This is a genomic window from Paraburkholderia rhizosphaerae (assembly GCF_004366595.1).
GTDB classification, from domain to species: Bacteria; Pseudomonadota; Gammaproteobacteria; order Burkholderiales; family Burkholderiaceae; genus Paraburkholderia; species Paraburkholderia rhizosphaerae.
This window is the reverse complement of sequence record NZ_SORE01000010.1, coordinates 214,288-237,655: the sequence shown is the minus strand read 5'-3', so window position 1 is coordinate 237,655 and position 23,368 is coordinate 214,288. Positions and strand designations below refer to the sequence as shown.

Annotated in this window: 21 protein-coding genes; 13 read left to right on the top strand and 8 right to left on the bottom strand. The window is 63.3% G+C overall.

Features of this window, described 5'->3' with window-relative positions:
• Positions 1 to 252 precede the first annotated feature (252 nt).
• The 5 genes from bioA to BX592_RS33820 all read left to right on the top strand — a co-directional run bounded on the left by bioA (position 253) and on the right by BX592_RS33820 (position 5,125).
• Entirely contained in the window at positions 253 to 1,530 is a 1,278-nt protein-coding gene (bioA, locus tag BX592_RS15500; RefSeq protein WP_377681559.1) for an adenosylmethionine--8-amino-7-oxononanoate transaminase, read from the top strand.
• Entirely contained in the window at positions 1,530 to 2,726 is a 1,197-nt protein-coding gene (bioF, locus tag BX592_RS15495) for an 8-amino-7-oxononanoate synthase (RefSeq protein WP_377681558.1), read from the top strand. Before bioA ends, bioF begins: the two co-directional genes overlap by 1 nt.
• Positions 2,723 to 3,454, top strand: coding sequence for a dethiobiotin synthase (gene bioD / locus BX592_RS15490; RefSeq protein WP_134192697.1), 732 nt, complete (start codon positions 2,723 to 2,725; stop codon positions 3,452 to 3,454). The genes bioF and bioD overlap by 4 nt, the downstream gene beginning before the upstream one ends.
• A gap of 34 nt (positions 3,455 to 3,488) precedes the next feature.
• Positions 3,489 to 4,589 (top strand): biotin synthase BioB, encoded by a 1,101-nt coding sequence (bioB, locus tag BX592_RS15485; RefSeq protein WP_243849553.1) that lies wholly within the window; start codon positions 3,489 to 3,491, stop codon positions 4,587 to 4,589.
• Positions 4,590 to 4,948: 359 nt separating this feature from the next.
• Positions 4,949 to 5,125 carry a hypothetical protein gene (locus BX592_RS33820; protein WP_166676362.1) on the top strand — a complete coding sequence of 59 codons (177 nt, stop codon included), beginning with the start codon at positions 4,949 to 4,951 and terminating at the stop codon, positions 5,123 to 5,125.
• Positions 5,126 to 5,136: 11 nt separating this feature from the next.
• Here BX592_RS33820 and BX592_RS15480 read toward each other — a convergent pair whose 3' ends face one another.
• Positions 5,137 to 5,754, bottom strand: coding sequence for an RBBP9/YdeN family alpha/beta hydrolase (locus BX592_RS15480; protein WP_134192696.1), 618 nt, complete (start codon positions 5,752 to 5,754; stop codon positions 5,137 to 5,139).
• A gap of 353 nt (positions 5,755 to 6,107) precedes the next feature.
• Here BX592_RS15480 and BX592_RS15475 point away from each other — a divergent pair, with 353 nt between their 5' ends.
• The 6 genes from BX592_RS15475 to BX592_RS15450 are packed head-to-tail and all read left to right on the top strand — an operon-like array spanning position 6,108 to position 10,205.
• A complete protein-coding gene (locus tag BX592_RS15475; protein ID WP_134192695.1) occupies positions 6,108 to 7,049 on the top strand; it encodes a 2-hydroxyacid dehydrogenase in 942 nt (313 codons plus the stop codon).
• Positions 7,050 to 7,105: 56 nt separating this feature from the next.
• A complete protein-coding gene (locus BX592_RS15470) occupies positions 7,106 to 8,032 on the top strand; it encodes a hydroxymethylglutaryl-CoA lyase (protein ID WP_134192694.1) in 927 nt (308 codons plus the stop codon).
• Positions 8,033 to 8,060: 28 nt separating this feature from the next.
• Positions 8,061 to 8,594, top strand: a complete 534-nt coding sequence (locus BX592_RS15465) for a YbaK/EbsC family protein (protein WP_134192693.1) — start codon at positions 8,061 to 8,063, stop codon at positions 8,592 to 8,594.
• On the top strand, positions 8,591 to 8,818 hold the full coding sequence (locus tag BX592_RS15460; protein WP_134192692.1) for a DUF1289 domain-containing protein: 228 nt from the start codon (positions 8,591 to 8,593) through the stop codon (positions 8,816 to 8,818). The genes BX592_RS15465 and BX592_RS15460 overlap by 4 nt, the downstream gene beginning before the upstream one ends.
• Entirely contained in the window at positions 8,815 to 9,288 is a 474-nt protein-coding gene (locus BX592_RS15455; RefSeq protein WP_134192691.1) for a MaoC family dehydratase, read from the top strand. The genes BX592_RS15460 and BX592_RS15455 overlap by 4 nt, the downstream gene beginning before the upstream one ends.
• The gene (locus BX592_RS15450; protein ID WP_134192690.1) at positions 9,285 to 10,205 is read left to right on the top strand and encodes an MBL fold metallo-hydrolase; all 921 of its coding nucleotides are present in this window, start codon (positions 9,285 to 9,287) and stop codon (positions 10,203 to 10,205) included. Before BX592_RS15455 ends, BX592_RS15450 begins: the two co-directional genes overlap by 4 nt.
• A gap of 289 nt (positions 10,206 to 10,494) precedes the next feature.
• On the opposite strand, the gene BX592_RS15445 is transcribed toward BX592_RS15450, so the two are convergent.
• The gene (locus BX592_RS15445) at positions 10,495 to 11,397 is read right to left on the bottom strand and encodes a DMT family transporter (RefSeq protein ID WP_134192689.1); all 903 of its coding nucleotides are present in this window, start codon (positions 11,395 to 11,397) and stop codon (positions 10,495 to 10,497) included.
• A 124-nt stretch (positions 11,398 to 11,521) separates the two neighbouring features.
• Between BX592_RS15445 and BX592_RS15440 the strand changes: the two genes are divergently transcribed.
• Positions 11,522 to 12,040, top strand: a complete 519-nt coding sequence (locus BX592_RS15440; RefSeq protein ID WP_134192688.1) for an Lrp/AsnC family transcriptional regulator — start codon at positions 11,522 to 11,524, stop codon at positions 12,038 to 12,040.
• On the opposite strand, the gene BX592_RS15435 is transcribed toward BX592_RS15440, so the two are convergent.
• Complete coding sequence (locus BX592_RS15435) at positions 12,027 to 12,914, bottom strand: alpha/beta fold hydrolase (protein WP_134192728.1); 888 nt, start codon at positions 12,912 to 12,914, stop codon at positions 12,027 to 12,029. The two genes, BX592_RS15440 and BX592_RS15435, sit on opposite strands and share 14 nt — an antisense overlap.
• 285 nt (positions 12,915 to 13,199) lie before the next feature.
• Between BX592_RS15435 and BX592_RS15430 the strand changes: the two genes are divergently transcribed.
• Positions 13,200 to 14,159 carry an NAD(P)H-dependent flavin oxidoreductase gene (locus BX592_RS15430; protein WP_134192687.1) on the top strand — a complete coding sequence of 320 codons (960 nt, stop codon included), beginning with the start codon at positions 13,200 to 13,202 and terminating at the stop codon, positions 14,157 to 14,159.
• 59 nt (positions 14,160 to 14,218) lie between these two features.
• Here BX592_RS15430 and BX592_RS15425 read toward each other — a convergent pair whose 3' ends face one another.
• From BX592_RS15425 to BX592_RS15405, 5 genes are all read right to left on the bottom strand, one after another.
• Complete coding sequence (locus tag BX592_RS15425; RefSeq protein ID WP_134192686.1) at positions 14,219 to 16,246, bottom strand: hypothetical protein; 2,028 nt, start codon at positions 16,244 to 16,246, stop codon at positions 14,219 to 14,221.
• A gap of 119 nt (positions 16,247 to 16,365) precedes the next feature.
• The gene (icmF, locus tag BX592_RS15420; RefSeq protein WP_134192685.1) at positions 16,366 to 19,863 is read right to left on the bottom strand and encodes a fused isobutyryl-CoA mutase/GTPase IcmF; all 3,498 of its coding nucleotides are present in this window, start codon (positions 19,861 to 19,863) and stop codon (positions 16,366 to 16,368) included.
• A 123-nt stretch (positions 19,864 to 19,986) separates the two neighbouring features.
• Positions 19,987 to 20,925: a LysR family transcriptional regulator gene (locus BX592_RS15415; protein WP_134192684.1), complete on the bottom strand. Its 939-nt coding sequence runs from the start codon at positions 20,923 to 20,925 to the stop codon at positions 19,987 to 19,989.
• Between the two features lie 100 nt (positions 20,926 to 21,025).
• Positions 21,026 to 22,114 carry a porin gene (locus BX592_RS15410; protein WP_134192683.1) on the bottom strand — a complete coding sequence of 363 codons (1,089 nt, stop codon included), beginning with the start codon at positions 22,112 to 22,114 and terminating at the stop codon, positions 21,026 to 21,028.
• 386 nt (positions 22,115 to 22,500) lie between these two features.
• Positions 22,501 to 22,845 (bottom strand): hypothetical protein, encoded by a 345-nt coding sequence (locus BX592_RS15405; RefSeq protein WP_134192682.1) that lies wholly within the window; start codon positions 22,843 to 22,845, stop codon positions 22,501 to 22,503.
• Positions 22,846 to 23,368 lie beyond the last annotated feature (523 nt).

Sequence of the window (23,368 nt, the reverse complement as noted above, 5' to 3'; positions counted from 1 at the left end):
TCCCCCGCGCTCGCCGCGTTAGTCGGGGCGCGTCAGCGCTCCGATTTGCCCTTTTGCATTCGTATGACCCGTGCACGGCTCCCGCACCCGCGCAGCCTGTACGCGTTTTGCCCCGGAGTGGTTTTGGAAACGCAAGCAACCAACGGAAACCGCGGTACAACCCGCGGAACAGCCCACGCAACGATCAGCGACACCAACGCTGACGACTGGGTCGCGCGCAGTCTTCGCGCCGTCTGGCATCCGTGCACGCAGATGAAACATCACGAGCGGCTGCCGCTTTTGCCGATCGCGCGCGGCGACGGGCCCTGGCTCTACGACCGTTCTGGCCGGCGCTACCTCGACGCAATCAGCTCGTGGTGGGTCAATCTGTTCGGCCACGCGAATCCGCGCATCAACGCGGCGTTGAAGGCGCAGCTCGACACGCTCGAGCACGCGATGCTCGCCGGCTGCACGCACGAACCCGCGGTCGAACTGGCCGAGCGGCTCGCCGCGCTCACCCGGCACACGCTCGGTCATGCGTTCTTCGCATCCGATGGCGCGTCGGCAGTCGAGATCGCGCTGAAGATGAGTTTTCACGCGTGGCGCAATCGCGGCTACGACTTCAAGCGCGAGTTTGTCTGCGTCGCGAACGGATACCACGGCGAAACAATCGGCGCGCTCGGCGTGACCGATGTCGCGCTCTTCAGGGACGCGTACGATCCGCTGATCCGTCACGCGCATGTCGTCGAGTCGCCGGATGCGCGCCACGCGAGCGACGGCGAAACGGCCGCGGATGTCGCGCGCCGTGCGCTCGACAACGTGCGCATGCTGTTCGAGGCACGCGGCACGAATATCGCGGCGCTGATCGTCGAGCCGCTCGTGCAGTGCGCGGCCGGCATGGCGATGCATGACGCGTCGTACATCGCCGGCTTGCGCGCGCTATGCGACCGCTATGGTGTGCATCTGATCGCCGATGAAATCGCAGTCGGCTGCGGCCGCACCGGCACTTTCTTCGCGTGCGAACAGGCTGGCGTGTGGCCCGATTTTCTGTGTCTGTCGAAGGGGATCAGCGGCGGCTATCTGCCGTTGTCGATCGTATTGTCGCGCGACGAAATCTTCGAGTCGTTCTATGACGACGACACCACGCGCGGCTTTCTGCATTCGCACTCGTATACCGGCAACCCACTCGCGTGCCGCGCGGCGCTTGCCACACTCGACCTGTTTGCGAGCGACAACGTGCTCGCCGCCAATGCCGCAAAGTCGGCGCAGTTGCGCGCCGCGCTCGAACCGCTGACGACGCATCCGCATGCGCGCAACCTGCGCCAATGCGGGACGATCGTTGCCTTCGATGCCGCAATCGACGACCCGCGTGTCGCGAAGACCTTCTCGAGGCGCTTTTTCGAGCACGCGCTGCAACGCGAAGTACTGCTGCGCCCGATCGGCACGACCGTCTACCTGATGCCGCCGTACGTGCTGGATTCCGCCGAACTCGAATGGCTCGCATCGCGCACGCTGCAGATCTTCGACGAAACGGTCGCGGAGGGTTGCTGATGCCGCAGTCGTTGTCGATACTCGAGCGGCTCGAACGCGGACTCGCGGAGCTCGACGCACAAGGGCTGCGGCGGCGCCGGCGCATTTCGGATAGCCCGTGCTCCGCGCATATGACGGTCGACGGCCGCGACGTGATCGGCTTCGCGAGCAACGATTACCTCGGTCTTGCCGCACACCCGCTGCTGGTGGCGGCGCTCGTCGAAGGCGCGCGGCGCTACGGCGCGGGGAGCGGCGGTTCACATCTGCTGGGCGGCCATTCGCGTGCGCATGCGCAACTGGAGGACGAACTCGCCGAGTTTGCCGGCGGCTTTTGCGACGCGCCGCGTGCGCTGTATTTCAGCACCGGTTATATGGCCAACCTCGCGACACTGACCGCGCTCGCGGGCCGCGGCACGATGCTCTTCTCGGATGCGTTGAATCACGCGTCGCTGATCGACGGTGCGCGTCTGTCGCGCGCGGACGTGCAGATCTATCCGCATGCGGATGCCGACGCGCTTGCTGCGATGCTCGACGCGTCGGACGCGCCGACGAAGCTGATCGTCACCGATAGCGTGTTCAGCATGGACGGCGATCTCGCGCCGCTCGCACGCCTCGTCGAACTGGCGGAAAAGCACGGCGCGTGGCTAGTCGTCGACGATGCGCACGGCTTCGGCGTGCTCGGCCCGCAAGGCCGCGGCGCGCTCGCGCAGGCCGGGCTGCGCTCGCCGAACCTGATCGCGATCGGCACGCTCGGCAAGGCGGCGGGCGTCTCCGGCGCGTTCGTCGTCGGGCACGAGACGGTTGTCGAATGGCTCGTGCAGCGCGCGCGCCCGTACATTTTCACGACCGCGTCGGTCCCCGCGGCCGCGCACGCGGTTTCGGCGAGTCTGCGCATCATCGCCGGCGACGAAGGCGACGCGCGGCGCGCCCATCTGCGCACGCTGATCGAACGCACGCGCACGCTGCTGAAGGCGACGCCGTGGCTGCCGGTCGATTCGAATACCGCCGTGCAGCCGCTCGTCATCGGCGCAAACGAAGCGACACTCGACATCGCGGCCGCGCTCGATCGCGCCGGGCTTTGGGTGCCCGCGATCCGGCCACCGACCGTGCCCGAGGGCACGTCGCGGTTGCGCATTTCGCTATCGGCCGCGCACTCGCACGGAGATCTCGACCGGCTGGAGGCCGCGTTTTCCGTGCTGCCGGGAGCACAGTCATGAGCGGCGCGCGTTCATCCGCCTTGTCACTGTTCGTCACCGGCACCGACACCGAGATCGGCAAGACGCTCGTGTCCGCGGCGCTGCTGCGCGGCTTCGCGCGGGAAGGCTTGCGCGCGGCCGCGATGAAACCGATTGCCGCCGGCGCGTTCGAGCAGGACGGCGTCTGGCACAACGAAGACGCGGACCAGCTCGACGCCGCCGCGAATGCGCCGCTTCCGCCTGAAATACGCACGCCCTATTTGCTGAAGGAACCTGCGGCACCGCATATCGTCGCGGCACAGGAACAGGTCGCGCTCGATATCGCGCGCATTGTCGACTGCCACGCACAGGCGTTGCGCGCCGCGGATGTCGTGGTCGTCGAGGGCGTCGGCGGGTTTCGCGTGCCGCTCGACGACGCGCACGATACCGCGGATCTCGCACTCGAGCTGAACCTGCCGGTGCTGCTCGTGGTCGGCATGCGCCTCGGGTGCATCAGCCATGCGCTGCTGACGGCCGAAGCCATCGCCGCGCGCGGGCTGCGCATCGCCGGCTGGGTAGCAAACCGCGTCGACCCGGCAATGCGTTTCGCCGACGAAAATATCGACGCGATACGCGAGCGCCTGGCGCGCCAGTACGAAGCGCCGCTCGTCGGCATCGTGCCGCATCTGCAACCTGCATCGCCAGATGTGGCGGCTGGCCATCTCGACATTGCGGGCCTTTTGCAAACGCTGCGCGCGACGCAGCGATGAATCTTTTTCGAATCCATCCATGAGGATTGAACCCATGACTCAATCGACAACCGAGCCGACAACCCAGGCAATGTCTCAAGCCAATGCCGCGGTGGCGGCGTCGCAAGGCGCCGGCCAGGCTGCTGCCGCGCCAAGCGCACGCTGGCGCGTCGCCGACGTCGTCGCGCTATACGAACTGCCGCTCAACGATCTGCTGTTTCGCGCGCAGCAAGCGCACCGCGAAAACTTCGACCCGAACGCAGTACAGCTGTCCACGCTGCTGTCGATCAAGACCGGCGGCTGCGAGGAAGATTGCGCGTACTGCCCGCAGTCGGTCCACTACGACACCGGCGTGCAGGCCGACAAACTGATGCCGGTCGACGAGGTGCTCACGGCCGCTCGCACCGCGAAAGAGAATGGCGCGACGCGTTTTTGCATGGGCGCCGCGTGGCGCAATCCGAAGGACCGCCACCTCGAGCCGATCAAGGAAATGATTCGCGGCGTAAAGGCGATGGGGCTCGAAACCTGCGTGACGCTCGGCATGCTGGAAACGCATCAGGCGCAAGACCTCGCCGCAGCGGGCCTTGACTACTACAACCATAACCTCGACACGTCACCGGAGTTTTACGGCCAGATTATCTCGACACGCACGTATCAGGACCGTCTCGATACGCTCGAGCGGGTACGCGACGCCGGTATCAACGTTTGCTGCGGCGGCATTGTCGGCCTCGGTGAATCGCGACGTGAGCGTGCCGGTCTGATCACGCAACTCGCGAACATGGAACCGTATCCGGAATCGGTGCCGATCAACAATCTGGTGCAGGTCGAAGGCACCCCGCTCACCGGCACTGAAGCGATCGATCCGTTCGAGTTTGTCCGCACGATCGCGATTGCGCGGATCACCATGCCGCGCGCGATGGTACGACTGTCGGCTGGCCGCGAGCAGATGGACGACGCGTTGCAGGCGATGTGCTTCTTCGCGGGTGCGAATTCGATTTTCTATGGCGATCAGTTGCTCACGACCAGCAATCCGCAAGCGGAAGCCGACCGCAAACTGCTTGCACGTCTTGGTATGCGCGCGGAAACGGCCCAGCAGATGCCGCGCGCGGAACACGGCTGCGAGCACGGCTGCGAAGGCCACGCAATGCCAGGCTGACCGATGCTGAACCGCATGCTCACGCATGCGGCTGCACACTCGCGTGATGCCGCGCGAAGACGACGAGGCCGCCTGTGAAGGCGGCCTTTGTCATTCTGATTTCTGCCTGATGTTCGCCTATGCCATTCGGCTGAGTTCCGGTATCGATCAGTATCCCGTACGATATTTTCTATCGCGAGTCGCGAAGGAGCACGGAGCCGGTTTCGCTTCCGTATTTACGGCTTGCTGTTCTGCTGTTTTTCTCACTACAAACAGCACAGCTTAGGAGAAGAAAGGGGTAGGCTATGTTTTCGAAATCAATGAATCACTGTGCAAACGAAAAGCCGTCTGGCAGGTTGCGTCAATTTGGAGAGAAAGCCATGGAAACACGTACCACGCGCGTCGAGACCTCGCTCGAGCATGTTCACGAAGACATCAAATCGTTGCGCAATGACGTCAAGGAAATCCGTCGTTCTCAACGATCCGATTTCCACATCACATGGGCGGGCATGGTCGGTGTCTGCACGCTGATTGCGAAAGGGTTCCACTGGTTCTGATCGCATCACGGTCACACTACGGCCCGTGAAGCTTGCTCGAACGGCTTCACTTCGTCACGAAATCGCAATGGCGCCGCGCAGTGCGCCAACGTATCCACGAAGTACTTTGCACGCGGCCACGGGCCAAAGCCCGCGGCCGTGTTGATATGTCCCGCATCACCCAGGTTCACGAACGCGCTGCCGAAGCGTCGCGCGAGTTCGCGTGCCCCCGCCAGCGGCATCCATGGGTCTGTTTCGCTGCCGACCAGAATCGATGGCACACCAACACGCATCGCGTCAAACGAGCCGGCAAACGCGAACTTCCGCAGACTTGCCGGTGCGACGAACAGCACGCCCACCACATCGGCGGAGTTCGCACGTCGTGCGCGCTGCTGCAGCGCGTGAGCGGCTGCGAGGCAACCAAAACTATGCGCTGCCAGCACAAACGGGCCGCGCAACTGAGCAAGCGACTCGACCACCGAATGAGCCCAGCGGTCAAGATTCGGTGCATCCCAGTCTGCCTGCTCGACGCGCAACGAACGTGCAAATTGCCGCTCGAGCCATGTCTGCCAGTGCGCATCCTCGCTGCCATGCAAGCCCGGCACAGTCACGAGCCGGGGCGGCCACAACGACGTTTTGCATGAAAGCATGATTCTTTCCTCGCTGCCGGAGTCGGAGAAATCATTGTGGCGCGCGAGCGCGTGCAGTCGAACCAATTTTTCATGCTTTACATATCGAGCGAACGCCACACTCGTCCGCTACGCCCTTCCGCTTCCCTCGCTTAAGATGCCGGCAAACGCACATGTACGTGAAAAAAGTAAAATGAGGGCTATCCAATAAAAGATCGGTCTCGATACCGGCGCATGCCACCGTTTGCTTTCCAGGAGACACGAGCCGAAGCGGATACCTCAACCGCGACGCCCGTTGGACTCACTCCACGGTCAGCGTCGCGGCAAACGTGCGCGCCCCCGACGCCCGGTCGATTTACCAACGAGTCGCTCGCATGAAGATTCTGTTCTACACGCCGCAATCGGATGCCACCGCCTGGCTCGCCGATCTGCGATGTGCGTTGCCGGAAGCCGACGTACGCGAATGGCAACCGGGCGACCGCGCGCCGGCCGATTTCGCGATTGTCTGGCGCCCGCCGCACGACATGCTCGCGGGTCGAAGCGACCTGCGCGCGGTGTTCAATCTGGGCGCCGGAGTCGACGCGATTCTCGCGCTCGAACGTGAGCAGCCCGGCACGTTGCCATCCAATGTGCCGCTGGTGCGGCTTGAAGACACCGGCATGGCTGAGCAAATGGCCGAGTATGTCGTGCACGCGGTACTGCGCTACATGCGGCGCTTCGACGAATACGCACTGCTGCAAGCCGAACACCGCTGGCATGTACTCGATCCGCACCCGCGCGAATCGTTTACGGTCGGCGTGCTAGGGCTCGGCGTACTCGGCACGCACGTTGCGCGAGTTATCGCGTCGTTTGGCTTGCCGGTGCGTGGCTACAGCCGCAGCGCCCGGCACATCGACGGTATTGCGACGTATGCGGGTCCGGCACAGCTCGATGCATTCCTCGACGGCGTCAAGGTGCTTGTCAATCTGCTGCCGCATACGCCGGAAACTCACGACGTACTCAATGCGGGAACATTCGCAAAGCTCGCGGATCACGCGTATCTGATCAACGTCGCGCGCGGCGCACATCTGGTCGAACGCGATCTGCTGGATGCGCTTCACACCGGCCGGATTGCCGCTGCCACGCTCGATGTGTTCCGCGAAGAACCGCTGCCCGCCGGCCATCCATTCTGGAGCGAGCCGCGCATTACGATCACGCCGCACAGTTCGGCGCTTACGCTGCGCGCCGAAAGCGTCGCGCAGATTGCGCAGAAGATCGGCGCGTTGACGCGCAATGAACCCGTCACCGGCATCGTCGACATCGCGCGCGGTTACTGACGCGACCGACGCGGCGACCGACGCGGCCACCGAACAGAGTCACACGGAGAAACGACATGGCAATCCCGCAAAAGGTCAAGATCGTCGAAGTCGGTCCGCGCGATGGGCTGCAGAACGAAAAAGAGCAGGTGCCGACCGCCCTCAAGATCGAGCTCGTCAACAGGCTTTCGGCGGCCGGCTTTCCGAACGTCGAAACCACGTCGTTCGTGTCGCCGAAATGGGTGCCGCAAATGGCGGATGCCGCTGACGTGATGGCCGGCATCGAGCGTCGCGCGAACACGATCTACTCGGTGCTGACGCCGAACCTGCGCGGCTTCGAGGCGGCGCTCGCCGCAGCCGCCGACGAAATCGTGATCTTCGGTGCGGCCAGCGAAGCGTTCTCGCAGAAGAACATCAACTGCAGCATCGCGGAGAGCATCGAGCGTTTCGCGCCCGTCGCGCACGCGGCGAAGGAAAATGGACTGCGGCTGCGCGGCAGCGTCTCGTGTTCGCTCGGCTGCCCGTATCAGGGCGAAGTGCCGGTTGCGTCAGTGGTCGACGTCGTCGAACGGTTCGCGGCGCTCGGCTGCGACGAGATCGACATTGCCGACACGATCGGCGTCGGCACGCCCAAACGCACGAAAGAGGTGTTTGCCGCGGTCACGCAGGTGTTTCCGCGCGAGCGGCTGTCCGGCCACTTCCACGACACCTATGGTCAAGCGCTGGCGAATATCTACGCGGCGCTGCAGGATGGCATCGCGATCTTTCACGCGTCGGTCGCGGGGCTGGGAGGCTGCCCGTACGCGAAAGGCGCAACCGGCAATGTCGCGACCGAAGACGTGCTCTATCTGATGGACGGGCTTGGCATCGAAACCGGCGTCGATCTCGCGCAGGTGGTCGGGATCGGCGACTTCATCTCGACGTCGATCGGACGGCCGAACGTATCGCGCGCGGGCAAGGCTCTGCTCGCGAAGGCGCGCAGCGACCAGCCACGCTGCGCTTGAATCCATTCCAGAACCGGTAGTGCAAACAATGACAGACCACGCTTCGTTTCCGAACTCCACCGCCGCCGGCAATCTCGACGCGCTGCCAGATGCCGCGCGCCGCGTCGCGCTGTTGTTGCGCGAGCGCGGCCACGCCGGCCAGATCGTGATGCTGCCGGAGACCGGCAAGACCTCCGCCGAAGCGGCCGCTGGCCTTGGCTGCTCAGTCGCGCAGATCGCGAAGTCGATCCTGTTTCGCCGCCGCGACGACGATGCGCCTGTGCTGGTCGTGGCGAGCGGCGCAAACCGGGTCGATGAACACAAGGTTGCCGCGCACGTCGGCGCAGTCGGCCGCGCGGACGCGAAGTTCGTCCGCGAAAAAACCGGCTACGCGATCGGCGGCGTGTGTCCGATCGGTCACGCTACGCCGCCGATCACGCTGATCGACGCCGATCTGCTCGTGCTCGAGAGTCTGTGGGCCGCCGCGGGGCATCCGCACGCGGTGTTCAACCTGTCGCCGCGGGAACTGGTCGCGCTGACCGGCGCGCCGGTCGCGGACGTCGCCTTGCGCGAGCCGGTATGACGACCGACGCGTCCCGCACGGACGATCCGCCGGTGGCGGTGCCATCGCCGTGCATCAACATCTGCCGGATGGACGAAGCGACCGGCTGGTGCGACGGGTGTTTGCGCACGATCGACGAGATCGCGAACTGGTCGTTATTTGACGAAGCGACCAAACGCGCGGTCTGGGACGCGCTCGAAACACGGCATAGGCATCTGATCGCGCAACGCGGGACATTGCGATGAATGCGCCGCCGCGCGTCGTTACCGTCGGCGCAAGGTTCAGCTCGACGCTAGTGCTGACCGCGGATTCCGTGAAATCGTTCGCCACGCTGGTCAACGACCAGAACCCGTTACATCACGACGATGCATACGCGGCGCAAAGCCGCTTCGGCGGCCTGATCGCATCGGGTACGCAGCCGAGCGCGTATCTGATGGCATTGGTCGCGACGCACTTTTCGCAATACGCGCAGCCGCTTGGCCTCGAGTTCGACATCAAGCTGAAGCAGGCCGTACGCAGCGTCGACACGCTGACTTTCACCTGGCAAGTGCGCAGTGCATGGTGGAAACCAAGCCTGAACGGCGATCTCGTTCAACTCGACGGCAACGCGATGAACCAGCGCAACGAAACGGTGATGCTTGCGAACGCAACGGTCCTGGTCATGCCGAAAGCGGAACCTGCCGCGCAGCACGCCGACGAAGGCAGCGCGCGATGATCGACCTGCCCGCATCGATACGCGTGTTCGAACGGGGCTGGCTATCGTCGAACAATGTACTGCTCGTCGATGACCGTCGCACCGCGCTGGTCGACACAGGGTACGCGACGCACGCGCCGCAAACCGTCGCGCTCGTGCAGCACGCACTCGGCGCACGCGCGCTCGACTACATCGTCAACACGCATCTGCATTCGGATCATTGCGGCGGCAACGCGCTGCTGCAGCAAACATGGCGGTGCGAAACACTGATTCCCGTAGCGGAAGCGGACACGGTGCGTCGATGGGATGAATCGCGTCTGACCTTCCGCGCAACGGGCCAGTTTTGCGAGCCTTTTTCCGCCACCGGCACGCTCACGCCCGGGATACACATCGAACTGGGCGCACTCGATTGGCAAGTGCTCGGTGCACCGGGCCATGATCCGGATTCGCTGATGCTCTACTGTGCGGAAGAACGCGTGCTGATCAGTGCGGACGCACTGTGGGAAAACGGATTTGGCGTGATTTTCCCGGAACTGGATGGCGATAGCGGGTTTGCCGAACAGCACGCGGTGCTCGAACTGATCGCGAGCCTCGATGTCGCAACGGTGATTCCCGGGCACGGTGCACCGTTTGTTCACGTGAAACAGGCACTTGAACGCGCGTTCTCACGTGTCGCGTGGCTGCGCGCGGACCCGGCGCGCAACGCGAAGAATGCGCTCAAGGTGCTGCTCGTGTTCAGGCTGCTCGATGTGCGCGCGACGCACTTCGACGCGCTGACCGACATGCTCGAAAACGCAAGCGCAATGCGCGCTGCCGCATCGATGCTGGCACCGCGCAATACATGGCCGAAGCTGGTGCGGCAAATTATCGAAGATCTCGCCGGCGAAGCGGGACCACTGCGTATCGACGGCGAGCGCGTGAGCGCACGCGTGGCCTGAACTTCAACGGGCTAAAAAGAGAAGGTGCAAAAAGAAAAGCCCAAAAAGAAAAGCCGCTCGGCAAGTTTGGCGAGCGGCGTAACACTTATGTGACTTGTGTGTGACGTGATCAGCGTCGATGCAAATGATACTTCCATAACGCATATCTTCGCATCGGGGGTTTCCCTACGGACGTCGGCCCGGCGCGGTCGCGCACCCGTTTGCACCCGCTTTACAGCCGTGCGGAACAAAAGAATCGCTTGCTATGTTCTGCAATCCGTATCATCCGGACACGTCAAGTGGACGAGGATCAGGTCGATGACAACCGGCGCGCCGGCACGACTCGCCACCCCAGATTGACGCCTGCGGCAGCCAGCAAAATCAGCATGGCGCCTAGCACCTGAATCCACGCGAGCTTTTGCCCGAACGCGACCCGATCGACGACGATCGCCACCACCGGGTAGATAAACGACAGCGCGCCGGTCATGGCGGTCGGCAGCTTCTGGATCGCGCCGTACATCAGCACATACATCGCGCCGGTGTTGACGACGCCGAGCGTCGCAAGCTGCAGCCAGTGCACGCCGCTGTCCGGCAACGCATCGAAGCGGACGAACGGCGCGAGCAGCACGGCGCCCGTTGCGGTCGTGATCAACGCAATCAGATGCGGCGGCGTCGACTTCAGATACTTCGTGACAATCGACGACACGGCCCACAAAAACGCGGCGCCCGCCGCAAGCGCAACCCCTTGCAGATATTGCCCCGGCACCGCAAGCACCGCCGGTTCGACTTTCACGACCAGCACGAGCCCGGCGAACGCGACCGCGAGCCATGCGACTGCCGACGCCGTCACGCGCTCGCGAAACACGAACGCGCCGAGCGCGACCAGCATGAACGGTTGCGTGCTGTAGACCGTGGTCGCCATCGAAATCGACGCGCGCGAATAAGCGGCAAACAGCAGCACCCAGTTGACCACGATCGCCACGCCGCCAAGTGTTGCGAGCGCAACGATACGCCACGTGAACAGCTTGCGCCGGAACAGACCGAGCGCCGCGCAAACGAGCGACAGCGTCGCGCCGCCGAACAGGCAGCGAAAGAACACGACATTCTGCGACGACTGCTGCGATGACACGACCAGCCAGCCGATCGTGCCTGACATCAGCATTGCGAGGGTCATCTCGAGCGCGCCGCGCCGGATGTCGTTATTCGACGCCATGATTTCCTCCTGAACCCTTGCGGACATTTTCGCACCAATGAACGCAGTGTAATGAATGCGCCGCCCGGAATACATGGCTAAACTTAGGTCAACATGCATGCCGACCTGTCAATCGAAGGCTCAAATGACAAAACGCCTCAGCTCTACCGCATCGACCGCACAGGTGCAGTCCGCCGCGCCGCTCGACGATACCGACCGCGCGCTGCTGTCCGCGCTCGCCGAGGACGCCCGGCAGCCGGTCAGCGAACTTGCGCGTAGCGTCGGCCTGTCGGCGCCGGCCACTGCGGACCGCGTGCGCCGCCTCGAAGCATCGGGCGTGATCGAACAGTTCACCGTGCACATCGACCCGCGCGCGCTCGGCTATACGTTGCAGGCGATTGTCCGGGTCAAGCCGCTGCCCGGCCAGTTGCATCTGGTCGAAGAGGTGATCCGGCGTATTCCGGAGTTTGTCGAATGTGACAAGGTAACCGGCGACGATTGCTTTATTTGCCGGCTTTATCTGCGCTCGATCGAGCAGCTCGACGAGATTCTGTCGAAAGTCACCGAGCGCGCGGAAACCAGCACCGCGATCATCAAATCGACGCCGGTGCCACGCCGCCTGCCACCGCTGGCCGCGCGTGCTGCGGCTGCTACGAATCGATAGCCTCGAAAAACGACAGCATCTCGGCAAGCAATTCGTCCGGCGCTTCTTCAGGAATGTAGTGGCCGCACGGCAGCGCGCGGCCGCTGATATCCCGCGCCACCTTGCGCCACTCGGTGAGCGGCTCGAAGCATTGCTCGATCACGCCTTGCGCGCCCCACAACACGCGCAACGGGCAGCCGATGCGATTGCCGCGTTCGATATCGGCGCGGTCATGCTCGAGATCGATCGTCGCGGCCGCGCGGTAGTCCTCGCACATTGCGTGTACCGCGGCGGGCTGCCGCAGTGCGTGGCGATACGCATCCAGTGCTTCCGGTGCGAACGGCGCGAGTCCGGTCTGCGTCGTCATCACCCGGTCGACGTAAGCGGCCGGATTGGCTTCGATCAGCGTCTCCGGAAACGGCGCCGGTTGAATCAGGAAAAACCAGTGGAAGTACAGCGTCGCGAACGCGCGATCGGTGTTCTCGTACATCGCGAGGGTCGGCGCGATATCGAGCAGCATCAGACGCTCGACTGCGTCCGGATGGTCGAGCGCCATCCGGTGCGCGACGCGCGCGCCGCGGTCGTGCGCGCAGACGAGAAAGCGCGTGAAGCCGAAATGACGCATTACCGCGACCTGATCGGCAGCCATCGCGCGTTTCGAATACGGCTTATGCGACGCGTCGGTCGGTGGCTTGTCCGACGCACCGTAGCCGCGCAGGTCGGTCGCGATCACGGTGAAATGTTCGGCCAGACGTGCCGCACACCGATGCCAGATCAGATGGCTTTGTGGATGCCCATGCATTAGCAGCAGAGGCGGCCCCGATCCGCCCTTGACGCCGTGGATATCGACGCCATCCGCCGCGACGTGAAACGGTCTGAAGTTCTCGAAGAACATCGGTGCAGCCTCGTTGTCGTTGTGAGTCTGCGCATTGTAGAAGGCCAACGTGTCTGCATGAGGTGGGATAGCCCACGCAGGCATAGAAACCGAACTCTCCTTCCAACCTTCGACCCCACACTCTCGTCACACTACGTGCCTATAATCGAACGATCGTACTTAAGTCGTTTTAGTCGACCGGTTGCGGCCCGTTACACTCATCGAACATGCCGGCCTGCCGCGCAGCCGTATCTAACCGATTCATTCCCGCAGACTCGCCCGCCCGACGCTCAGGAGACTTTCGCCATGGCACTGCCAGCCGTTCTGCAAAACCTTACGCTACCGGTCGTCGCATCGCCGATGTTTATCGTCAGCTATCCGGAACTCGTGCTCGCGCAGTGCAAAGCCGGCATCGTCGGGGCTTTTCCGGCGCTCAACGCACGTCCCGCGGAACGGCTCGGCGAATGGCTCACACAAATTCAATCCGCGCTTGCCGAACACAAAGCTGCGCACCCGGATGCGGTGATCGGGCCGATTGCGGTCAATCAGATCGTCCACCATTCGAACGAAAGACTCGAACACGACGTGCGCGTGTGCGTCGAGCACAAGGTGCCGATTTTCATCACGAGTCTGCGCGCGCCGGCAAAGGAAATTGTCGATGCCGTGCACAACTACGGCGGCATCGTGCTGCACGACGTGGTCAATCTGCGTCATGCGCAAAAAGCGCTCGAAGCGGGCGTCGACGGGCTGATCCTCGTCGCTGCCGGCGCAGGCGGCCACGCGGGCACCACGTCGCCGTTCGCGCTTGTCGGCGAGGTGCGGCGCATCTTCGACGGGCCGATCGTGCTGTCGGGTGCGATCGCGAACGGCGGCTCGATTCTGGCCGCGCAAGCGATGGGCGCGGACCTCGCGTATATGGGCACGCGCTTTATCGCGACGCAGGAAGCGCACGCAGTCGACGGCTACAAGCACGCAATCGTCAATGCGAACGCCGCCGACATCATTTACACGAATCTCTTCACCGGCGTGCATGGCAATTACATCCGCGAGAGCATCGTCGCCGCGGGGCTCGATCCGGATGCGCTACCCGAGTCGGACAAATCGAAGATGAACTTCGCCGGCGATAAGTCGAAGGCATGGCGCGACATCTGGGGTGCGGGGCAGGGCGTCGGTCTGATGGACGACGTACCGAGCGTCGCCGAACTGGTCGCGCGGCTCAAGCACGAATACGACGACGCGAAGGCGCGCCTCGGCATCGCGCGCTAAACGCGCCAGTACGCGCGGCCCCGACGCAGACAATCCGAGCGTCCGGCGCGCCGCGCCAATCAACCACCGTCGAACGGCTCCGCCACCTCCTGATCCGGGTGTTTTGCGTTGTACGCGTCGCGACACTTCGCCTGAAGGCGGCCGACATACTCCTGGTACTTCCATTGATCGTACTGATCCGAAAGTCCGCCGCAGATCGCGCCAGCCGTCGCCAGCGCAAATGACAGAAATGGCCCGGCCACCGGCACGAATCCGAGCGGACCTGCCGCGAGATTCAACGTCGCAGCGCCTAACGCCAATTGATCTTTCGTCGTGACTTTGCCTGCCTGCTGTTTCCTCAGGTAGTCGTCGAGTGCAAAGCCGAATGGAACCGCGCCAAGCGCCGTGTTGATCCCGGTGGGAATCAGTTGCATGCGCAACGGCTTGGAAATTTTCATCCAGTCCGGCCACGTATTGGTCTTCGCGAGAAACGCGTCCTGCTTCTCGGCAAAGAACTTTCCATATTTGTCCGCCCAAGCCTGAACTTTCCCGCCACGCTCGCTTGCCGGTGTCGTCTTCAATACCTCGCCCAGCTCGGCAAAGGCCGGTTTCGCAATACCCAACGCCTCCTCGCGCTCGGCCACCGCGAGGTTGAAGTGGTCGTACGCTTCACGCTTCAGGCGCGCGTAATCGTCCAGTTGCCTGCAAAGCTGCCGCGCAGCTTCGCTATCCGAACGCCGGGCCGCTTCAACGGAATCGAATCCCTGAGCCTTGAGTCCGGATACGACGTCGCCTGCTTTTTCATCGATCGATTTGATGTTTTCGTGCGCGTCTCGCGCGGCATCGGCTATCGAACGCTTAACCGACTTGCCCAGCTCTTCAAGCTCGATGTGCTCCGGAGCGATGTCGGCAACCGCGTCCTGCAGCTCCAGTTGCTTCACGTCCGGGTGCTTGCCCTCGACTCGCCTGATCACGTCGTCCTGCAGACTGCTTTGCTGCGCGGCAACCTGTTCGTCAACATGACCATGCCCGCCGGTGCTTTGTTCGTCGATTTGCGCATCCAGCGGATCCGGCGAATCGAAATCTTTCAACTCGGTTGTGGACCCGGTGCTGCCGGTCTGCCCGGCGCCTTCGGCTGGGCCGGACTCTCCCGATGAGGCGGCCGCCGCCCGTGTCTTTGCAAGGTAGTTGCCCAGATCGGTTCCCGCGCCGACGACCGTCTCGTTAACACCCTGGGCGATCGTCGCGCCCGCTGTGGCAAAGTCTTTTGCCGGATCCTCACCCTTGCTGAGCTTGTTCAACCCGTTAATGAAAGACAGGCTTCCTTTCACAAACGTGCTCCCGGCTGCGTCCGCACGTGTCGCGAGCAGTGCGCCGAGACGCCTCTCGTCTCCAATCCATGCCTGAAAGCTTTTCGCACCGGCGCGCCAGTCCTTGAACCAGCCCTTGCTGGCCAGCAATTCGGAATTGCTGAAGCGCGACAATCCGAAGATCACATTGCGCGCGTATGCGCTTGCGTTCTTTCCATAGGTACCGTACCGGCTCAGGTCAGATTGCTGGCCAAGCGCCGATAGATCGACCTTCGCTCGTTCGCCGATTGTCCGCGGCGAATCGTCCTTCGTTGAGCCGTCTAATGCGAGCGCGACGCGATCGATTTTCTGCTGCATGTCGGGCGGCGGCTTCTCCATCGAAAGGAGAGCGTGCATATCGGACAGCGCGCCGGCCGCCTTTATCGCGTGATCGGTCGTATCGTTGTTTTGCGCGAGATCTCTATCGATCGCATCGGTCGAGTTCGCAAACGACCGGGACGCTGACAGAAGCTCGTTCGATACGACGAGTTGCGTCGCTAGGCGGTTGTTCTCGTCATGAGTCGAGTTGTCTGCAGGGATGCCGGCAGTTGCGGCGGCCGGCGCTGTTGCCGGAGCCGGCGCTGTTGCGACGTTCGAGGCTGGCGCGGCGCGCCGAGCTGTTCCGGAGCCCGAATCCTTTTTCCGGAAGCTGGGCGACACTCGACTGCCTGTACGTTTGACGCCTTCCTGCTGACCGCGCGTGCCGTTCGCTTCATCCTGATCCGGCCATTGCTGCTGACTGGGTAGGCCTACTCTCATCCTGGCGGTCTCCTCGTAGCGCTCCCTTTTCGCAGCTTGTTCAGGGAAGGCGCGTGATTGAGCCACCATCATTTCGCATTTCGTTAGTGAGACCAGGATAGCCCAATATTTTTTTCGCGCTACATACTGCGTCGATACTGCCCACCCACTTCAAACAGCGCATGCGTGATCTGCCCGAGCGAGCAGACGCGCACCGCATCCATCAGCACCGCAAACACGTTCTGATCGTCGATCACCGCCTGTTGCAAGCGTTCGAGCGCGGCAGGCGCGGCCTCGCGGTGCCGTGTCTGAAATGCACGTAGCCGCGTGAGCTGACCTTGCTTTTCTTCTTCGGTCGATCGCGCGAGCGCGACCGGTACCGGCGCTTCATGCGGATGCGCGCCGAGAAACGTATTGACGCCAACAATCGGATACGACCCGTCATGTTTGCGATGCTCGTACAGCATCGATTCATCCTGAATGCGGCCACGCTGATATCCGGTTTCCATCGCGCCGAGCACGCCGCCACGCTCGGTCAAGCGATCGAACTCCGCCAGCACCGCGGCTTCGACGAGGTCGGTCAGTTCGTCGATCACAAAGCTGCCCTGGTTCGGATTCTGGCTCTTCGCGAGGCCCCATTCGCGGTTGATGATCAGCTGGATCGCGACTGCGCGACGCACTGACTCTTCAGTCGGCGTGGTAATCGCTTCGTCAAATGCATTCGTATGCAGCGAGTTGCAGTTGTCGTAGATCGCAATCAGCGCTTGCAGCGTGGTGCGGATATCGTTGAAGTCGATTTCCTGAGCGTGAAGGCTGCGGCCTGACGTCTGCACGTGGTATTTCAGCTTCTGACTGCGTTCGTTCGCGCGGTAGCGCTCGCGCAGCGCGACCGCCCAGATACGCCGTGCCACGCGGCCGAGCACTGTATATTCCGGGTCCATCCCGTTTGAGAAGAAGAACGACAGATTCGGCGCGAAGTCGTCGATCGACATGCCGCGCGCGAGATACGCCTCTACATACGTGAAGCCGTTCGCGAGCGTATACGCAAGCTGGGAAATCGGATTCGCCCCCGCCTCTGCGATGTGGTAGCCGGAGATCGACACCGAATAGAAATTGCGCACTCCGTGCTCGACAAAGTACGCCTGGATATCGCCCATCACTTTCAGGCTGAATTCGGTCGAGAAGATGCAGGTGTTTTGCCCCTGGTCTTCTTTCAGTATGTCGGCCTGCACGGTGCCGCGCGCATTTTCGAGCGCGAACCGCCGCGCAGTGGCAAGTTCGTCGACGCCTGGCTCGCGGCCCTCCTGTTGCGCACGTGCACGCGCGCGCTCGATCTGCTGGTCGATCGCGACATTGAAGAACATCGCGAGGATCGCCGGCGCGGGGCCGTTGATCGTCATCGACACCGACGTGTCCGGTGCGCACAGATCGAAGCCGTCATAGAGCGCCTTCATATCGTCGAGCGTCGCGACCGACACGCCCGAATTGCCGACCTTGCCATAGATATCGGGGCGCTCGTGCGGTTCTTCGCCGTACAGCGTGACCGAATCGAACGCGGTCGAAAGCCGCTTGGCCGGCATGCCTGCGGATAACAGCTTGAAGCGTCGATTGGTGCGAAACGGATCGCCCTCGCCTGCGAACATGCGCGTCGGGTCTTCGTTCGCGCGCTTGAACGGGAACACGCCCGCCGTAAACGGAAAATAGCCGGGCAGGTTCTCGAGCATCAGCCAGCGCAGAATCTCGCCCGGGTCGCTGAACTTCGGCAGCGACACCTTGCGGACCATGGTGCCCGATAGCGTCTCGACCGTCAGCGCGGTGCGGATTTCACGATCGCGAATCGTCACGACGTGTTCGTCGCCTGAGTACGTGGCGACCGTTTCCGGCCACGCGTCGAGCAGCGCTTTTTCGCGTTCGCCGAGTTGCGCGGCGCGCGCCTTGATCAGCGCGTCGAGCCGTTGTGCGTGACCATCGTCGGACGTGACGGCAGTCGCGTCTGACTTGTTCGGCGACGACGTGCGTTCGTGTTCGGCCAGCATGCGGCGCGTTTCCGTCAACTGCCAGTGCTCGCGCGCGGCGCGCGCCTGCGCTTCGGCGCGCGCGCGATAATCGCGCACGGTCTGCGCGACGTCCGACAGGTAACGCACGCGCTCGGGCGGCACGATCGCATGACGCCCGCTCGAATGGCGCAAGCCTTCGACCAATGGCAGCCGCGCATCGCCCGCACGCAGTCCGCGTTCGCGCAATGCACGCGCGACTTGCTGATACAGCGCGGTGACACCGTCATCGTTAAAGCGCGACGCGATCGTGCCGAACACCGGCATGCCGGCGAGCGCCGTCGAAAACTCGCCGCGGTTGCGCTGCACCTGCTTCGCGACATCGCGCAGCGCATCGGCCGCGCCTTTGCGGTCGAATTTGTTGATCGCGACGAAGTCGGCAAAGTCGAGCATATCGATCTTTTCGAGCTGACTCGCCGCGCCGAACTCCGGCGTCATCACGTACAGCGATTCGTCGACGTGCGGCACGATCGCCGCGTCGCCCTGGCCGATACCCGACGTCTCGACGATGATCAGATCGAAGCCCGCCGCCTTGCATGCAGCGATGGCGTCGGGCAACGCGTCGGCAATCTCGCTCGCCGCATCGCGTGTCGCCATCGAACGCATGAACACGCGCGAGCCGGCGCCCCAGTTGCCGATCGCGTTCATCCGGATGCGGTCGCCGAGCAATGCGCCGCCGGACTTGCGGCGCGACGGATCGATCGCGAGCACGGCAATCGTCAGCGCGTCGTCGTAGTCGAGGCGAAAACGGCGGATCAGTTCGTCGGTCAGTGAAGATTTGCCCGCGCCGCCAGTGCCGGTAATGCCGAGCACCGGTGCGTGCGATATCTGCGCATGGCCGGCGAGCGCGGCACGCACCGCTTCAGGCTCACCGCCGGTTTCGAGGCGGGAGATCAGTTGTGCGAGTTTGCGAAACACGAGGCCGTTGTGGTCGGCAGCGGGTCCGGCTGCATCGTGTTCGTCTCGTGCGTCCCGCTCGCGTTGCTGGTCGTGCGCGATGCCGCCGGCGCGAAGCGCGAGCGCGATATCGCTGGCCAGTTGCGCGGCGCCCCGGCGGCCGACGTCTTCACTATCGACGTGCGCCGCGGACGCGCAGCGCGCGATCATATCGTCGATCATCCCTTGCAGGCCCAGACGCTGGCCGTCGTGCGGCGAATAGATCCGCTCCACACCATGGCGCTCGAGCTCGGCAATCTCTTCGGGCACGATCACGCCGCCTCCGCCGCCGAACACCTTGATCCGCTCGCCGCCGCGTGCGCGCAGCAAATCGACGAGATAGCGAAAGTATTCGATATGCCCGCCCTGGTAGCTCGATACCGCGATGCCATCGGCGTCTTCCTGCAACGCGGCGGTCGCGACTTCATCGACTGAGCGGTTGTGTCCAAGATGGATCACCTCGACACCGCTCGCCTGCAAGATGCGCCGCATGATGTTGATCGATGCGTCGTGGCCATCGAATAGCGCGGCTGCCGTGACGAACCGCAGACGCGCGGGCCGCACGGCCCGCTGCGGTGACGGGCTCGCGGTCGCATGCACGGATAGCGTGGCGCCGCCGGCACATTGCGGCGTGGAAAGATCAGTCATGTCTCCCCCGGATTCGATATCGGCGTGACCGGCGAGCGCACGTTGCAGCCGCGCTCGCCGCATTTCACGCCTGACGGGTGCTGGTTGCAGTATATCGAAACGGTTCAGCGCAAATGTGCGACGTCAACTCGCCGCGAGCGCGCGCACTTGCTCGAGCGTCGGCCACAGCGACTCATTTGCGAAGCGCTCCGCCAGAAAGTCGACGAACGAGCGCACCTTGGCCGACACATGCCGCCTGCTCGCGTAGATCACGTGAATCGGCAGCTCGCGTGGCGGCAACTGGTCGACCAGCAGTGGCACGAGACGCCCCGCGGCCAGATCGTCGCCGACCACTTCGGTGCCGAGCAGCGCGATCGCCGCACCTTGCAGCACGACTACGCGCAGCGCCTCGAGGTGATTGACGACCATGTTGCCGTTGAGCCGCAGCGGCGCGCTGCCGCCGTTCGCCGCCGTGACGAGTTCCTGTGCGGACATGCCCGAATATTCGATGAAGTTGTGTCGCGCGAGGTCCGCGAGCGTCTGTGGCACGCCATTGCGCTTCAGATAGTCGGGCGACGCACACAGCACGATATGCGCGGTCGCCACCTGCCGCGCGATCAGCGACGACGACTTCAATCCGGCTGGCGACGCGCGGATCGCGACATCGAAGCCCTCGTCGATCATCTCGACCACGCGGTCCGACAGCGTGATGTCGACCGTGACTTGCGGATGAAGGGTCGCGTAGTCGGCCGTTGCCGTCATCACATGACGCAGGCCGAAGGCCGACAGCGACGACACGCGCAACCGCCCTTGCGGCACCACGCTGGCCGCGCCGACCGCCTGCTCGGCCTCGTCGAGCTCGGCAAGCGCAAAGCTCAGCCGCTCGTAGTATTCACGGCCGGCTTCGGTCGTCGCGACGCGGCGCGTGGTGCGGTTCAGAAGGCGCGCGCCCAGCTGCTGCTCGAGGTGCATCACGTGCTTGCTCGCCATCGCCGCCGACATGTCCATCCGTTCCGCGGCACCGACAAAGCTGCCGACTTCGACGACATGGCGAAACACCTTCATGCTGACCAGCGTATCCATGGCAACTCGCTCTCAACAGGAATCAATCGATCGGTTCCTGTCGACTTTATCAAAGAGCGGTCGGCAAAGTGCAACCGGCGGGCGTTCGCCGCGACGCCGCTCAGAACTTCGTGCGCACGCCGACACCGAACGTGTCGCCGGTCGATTGGCCGGAGAAGTGGTCGTACAGATACGCGGCGTACAGATCGGTGCGTTTCGACACCGGGTAGTCATAGCCGACTGCCCACGTCTGGCGCGTCTGATCGAGGCCGCCGCTGTCGCGCGACCACGCATACGACGCCATCACGATGCCCGGTCCGGCTGGCACAGTCATGCCGCCTTGCGCGGTATTGACGTGCCAGCTGCCCATCTGCTGGTCGTTCCTCGTGTACATGTACTGGCCGTAGAACTTCACGAACTTGAGGTCGTAGGTCGCGCCGAACTGGCCGACGCCCTGGCTTTTCATACCGGACACGAGCGTATCGAGGTCGGCCGGATCGCTGTTGAAGTTCACGTACTGATAGACGCCGGTCGCCGCAAATGGTCCGTTGAAATAGAGAAACTGCACGCTGTACTTTTTCGCGCCATTCTGTCCAGCCGTATTGCCGAATGCGTACATCGCACTGCCGGATAGTCCGTTGATGCCCGGCGACGAATACTGAATCGCGTTGTTCCAGCCCGAGTCGCCAACGATGCCCTGGTCAGTCGTATAGGTCGGGAACGTGCCGAGGCCAAGGAACACGTGGTACACCATCGGCGAGAACACGTACGAATCGCTAAACGGATTGAAGAGAATCGTCGAGATAAACAACTGCGTGGTCAGACGGCCGGCGCTCACCGTGCCGTACGGCGACTCGATGCCGACATACGCGTTGCGAGCGAAGAAGGTGTCGCCGTCGAAGCGGCCGGACTGGCCGTTCTGCGCGCGGAAGAAGCTTTCGAGCGTGAAGATCGCCTTGTAGCCGTTGCCGAGATCTTCGGCGCCCTTCATTCCCCAATATGACGTCGACATCCCGCCGCCCGACACTTGCCACGCGCGCTCGCCACCCGGAAATTTCTGGGCGCCGACCCATTCGTCCACCTGCCCATCAAGCTGCACACTCGACTGCGCTTGTACCAAACCCGCACCTGCCGCCAGCGTCACGACTACGCTCGTCTTCAGCAGCGTGCGTAACGCGCGGCCGAACGAGCGACTGATCGCTGTTCTCATGGGTTCTCCTGTCTTTGTCAATGGGAATAGGGCTGTGCGGCGGGGCGCTCGCCGATCCGGCGTAGTTGACGGGTGCGGAGGTCGAGCCAATCTGGGCTGGACCATCTTTGCCGGCCATTTTTCTGGACAAAAACAGGAGGTGTTATTGCGGGTATAGCGGGCTGACTAGTTTGGTTGACTGAGGGATGGCGATGCGGCGGGAAAATCGTTCGCGCGGTCGGTGCGATGCGATCGAAAAACCGATGCCGACGGCCGATGCGGCGCGCGCATCCATTCACGCACTAACGTGGGAAATAGACGGGTGAGAGCGCGGGGGGTAAAGCGCGAGGTCGAAGGGTGCGGCGTGGTACGCGACATCGCGATATCCGTCGCGCTGCCGCCGACTGCTAGTTCCGGTAAGGAGACGATCCTTGCGGCCGGCCGCCATCAACAGGCGGACGCGCAATCTGCCGGGACACACGCTCTTCGTTGTAACGCGCGACGTCGTCACGGATCGAGCCCGTGTGCATGGTCTGCGTATTGGACGGTGGGCGCGCCGCGCTGCGCGTCTCGGTACTGACCTGCGTGATGGCGCCCGCATATTGGACGCCGGCGACTTGCATCCCCGGGCGCGATTCGGTGCGATCGGCGCCGTCGAACGCCGTCGTGCGCGGCGAGGTAACCAGCGTCGCGTCATACTCGCGGTACGACACATCCGCGCTGTGCAAAACGGCATGCCGTGGGACCGCCATCGGGTTTGCCTGGGCGAACGAAGCCGCGGCCGCGAAAATCGCGCCCGCAAGCCAAACCTTCGTTCGAGAATACCCAGCGCTCACGTTTATTCACCTGCTGAAAGACAGACTTGAAGCTTCTGCCCGGAAGACCGTTGCGGCCGCGCGAATTACCCGTCGGATACGGCAAAACCGCCGCGAATACCTTGAACACCTGTAGCGCCGGTCGATCGGCAAAACAGGCGCTCATCAGTCATCCCAATCGCCCTGTTCAGCAGTAATTTATGGGTGGCACCTGGTACTGTCGAGGCAAAAAATGTTATGCCGTGAGCAGGGTTGTAACACCATGTTACCGGGTCCTTTTCTCGCCAGGGACCTTGTCTCAAACGCACGGCGGGCCGGCGACACACGTGTTTTACACCGTCCGCGACACGTCCGATCCAAGCACGTTTGCTGACCCGGAACGTATGACATGGACGCGACCCGCAATTGCCGGCGGGGAAGCCGGAAGCTTTCACACGTGCTTTCATTCGCGTCGCGCATC

Bases quoted from the DNA above. Each gene is read 5' to 3' on its own strand.
- bioA (WP_377681559.1), top strand. From the start codon at position 253: ATGAAACATCACGAGCGGCTGCCGCTTTTGCCGATCGCGCGCGGCGAC.
- bioF (WP_377681558.1), top strand. From the start codon at position 1,530: ATGCCGCAGTCGTTGTCGATACTCGAGCGGCTCGAACGCGGACTCGCG.
- bioD (WP_134192697.1), top strand. From the start codon at position 2,723: ATGAGCGGCGCGCGTTCATCCGCCTTGTCACTGTTCGTCACCGGCACC.
- bioB (WP_243849553.1), top strand. From the start codon at position 3,489: ATGACTCAATCGACAACCGAGCCGACAACCCAGGCAATGTCTCAAGCC.
- BX592_RS33820 (WP_166676362.1), top strand. From the start codon at position 4,949: ATGGAAACACGTACCACGCGCGTCGAGACCTCGCTCGAGCATGTTCAC.
- BX592_RS15480 (WP_134192696.1), bottom strand. From the start codon at position 5,754: ATGCTTTCATGCAAAACGTCGTTGTGGCCGCCCCGGCTCGTGACTGTG.
- BX592_RS15475 (WP_134192695.1), top strand. From the start codon at position 6,108: ATGAAGATTCTGTTCTACACGCCGCAATCGGATGCCACCGCCTGGCTC.
- BX592_RS15470 (WP_134192694.1), top strand. From the start codon at position 7,106: ATGGCAATCCCGCAAAAGGTCAAGATCGTCGAAGTCGGTCCGCGCGAT.
- BX592_RS15465 (WP_134192693.1), top strand. From the start codon at position 8,061: ATGACAGACCACGCTTCGTTTCCGAACTCCACCGCCGCCGGCAATCTC.
- BX592_RS15460 (WP_134192692.1), top strand. From the start codon at position 8,591: ATGACGACCGACGCGTCCCGCACGGACGATCCGCCGGTGGCGGTGCCA.
- BX592_RS15455 (WP_134192691.1), top strand. From the start codon at position 8,815: ATGAATGCGCCGCCGCGCGTCGTTACCGTCGGCGCAAGGTTCAGCTCG.
- BX592_RS15450 (WP_134192690.1), top strand. From the start codon at position 9,285: ATGATCGACCTGCCCGCATCGATACGCGTGTTCGAACGGGGCTGGCTA.
- BX592_RS15445 (WP_134192689.1), bottom strand. From the start codon at position 11,397: ATGGCGTCGAATAACGACATCCGGCGCGGCGCGCTCGAGATGACCCTC.
- BX592_RS15440 (WP_134192688.1), top strand. From the start codon at position 11,522: ATGACAAAACGCCTCAGCTCTACCGCATCGACCGCACAGGTGCAGTCC.
- BX592_RS15435 (WP_134192728.1), bottom strand. From the start codon at position 12,914: ATGTTCTTCGAGAACTTCAGACCGTTTCACGTCGCGGCGGATGGCGTC.
- BX592_RS15430 (WP_134192687.1), top strand. From the start codon at position 13,200: ATGGCACTGCCAGCCGTTCTGCAAAACCTTACGCTACCGGTCGTCGCA.
- BX592_RS15425 (WP_134192686.1), bottom strand. From the start codon at position 16,246: ATGAGAGTAGGCCTACCCAGTCAGCAGCAATGGCCGGATCAGGATGAA.
- icmF (WP_134192685.1), bottom strand. From the start codon at position 19,863: ATGACTGATCTTTCCACGCCGCAATGTGCCGGCGGCGCCACGCTATCC.
- BX592_RS15415 (WP_134192684.1), bottom strand. From the start codon at position 20,925: ATGGATACGCTGGTCAGCATGAAGGTGTTTCGCCATGTCGTCGAAGTC.
- BX592_RS15410 (WP_134192683.1), bottom strand. From the start codon at position 22,114: ATGAGAACAGCGATCAGTCGCTCGTTCGGCCGCGCGTTACGCACGCTG.
- BX592_RS15405 (WP_134192682.1), bottom strand. From the start codon at position 22,845: ATGGCGGTCCCACGGCATGCCGTTTTGCACAGCGCGGATGTGTCGTAC.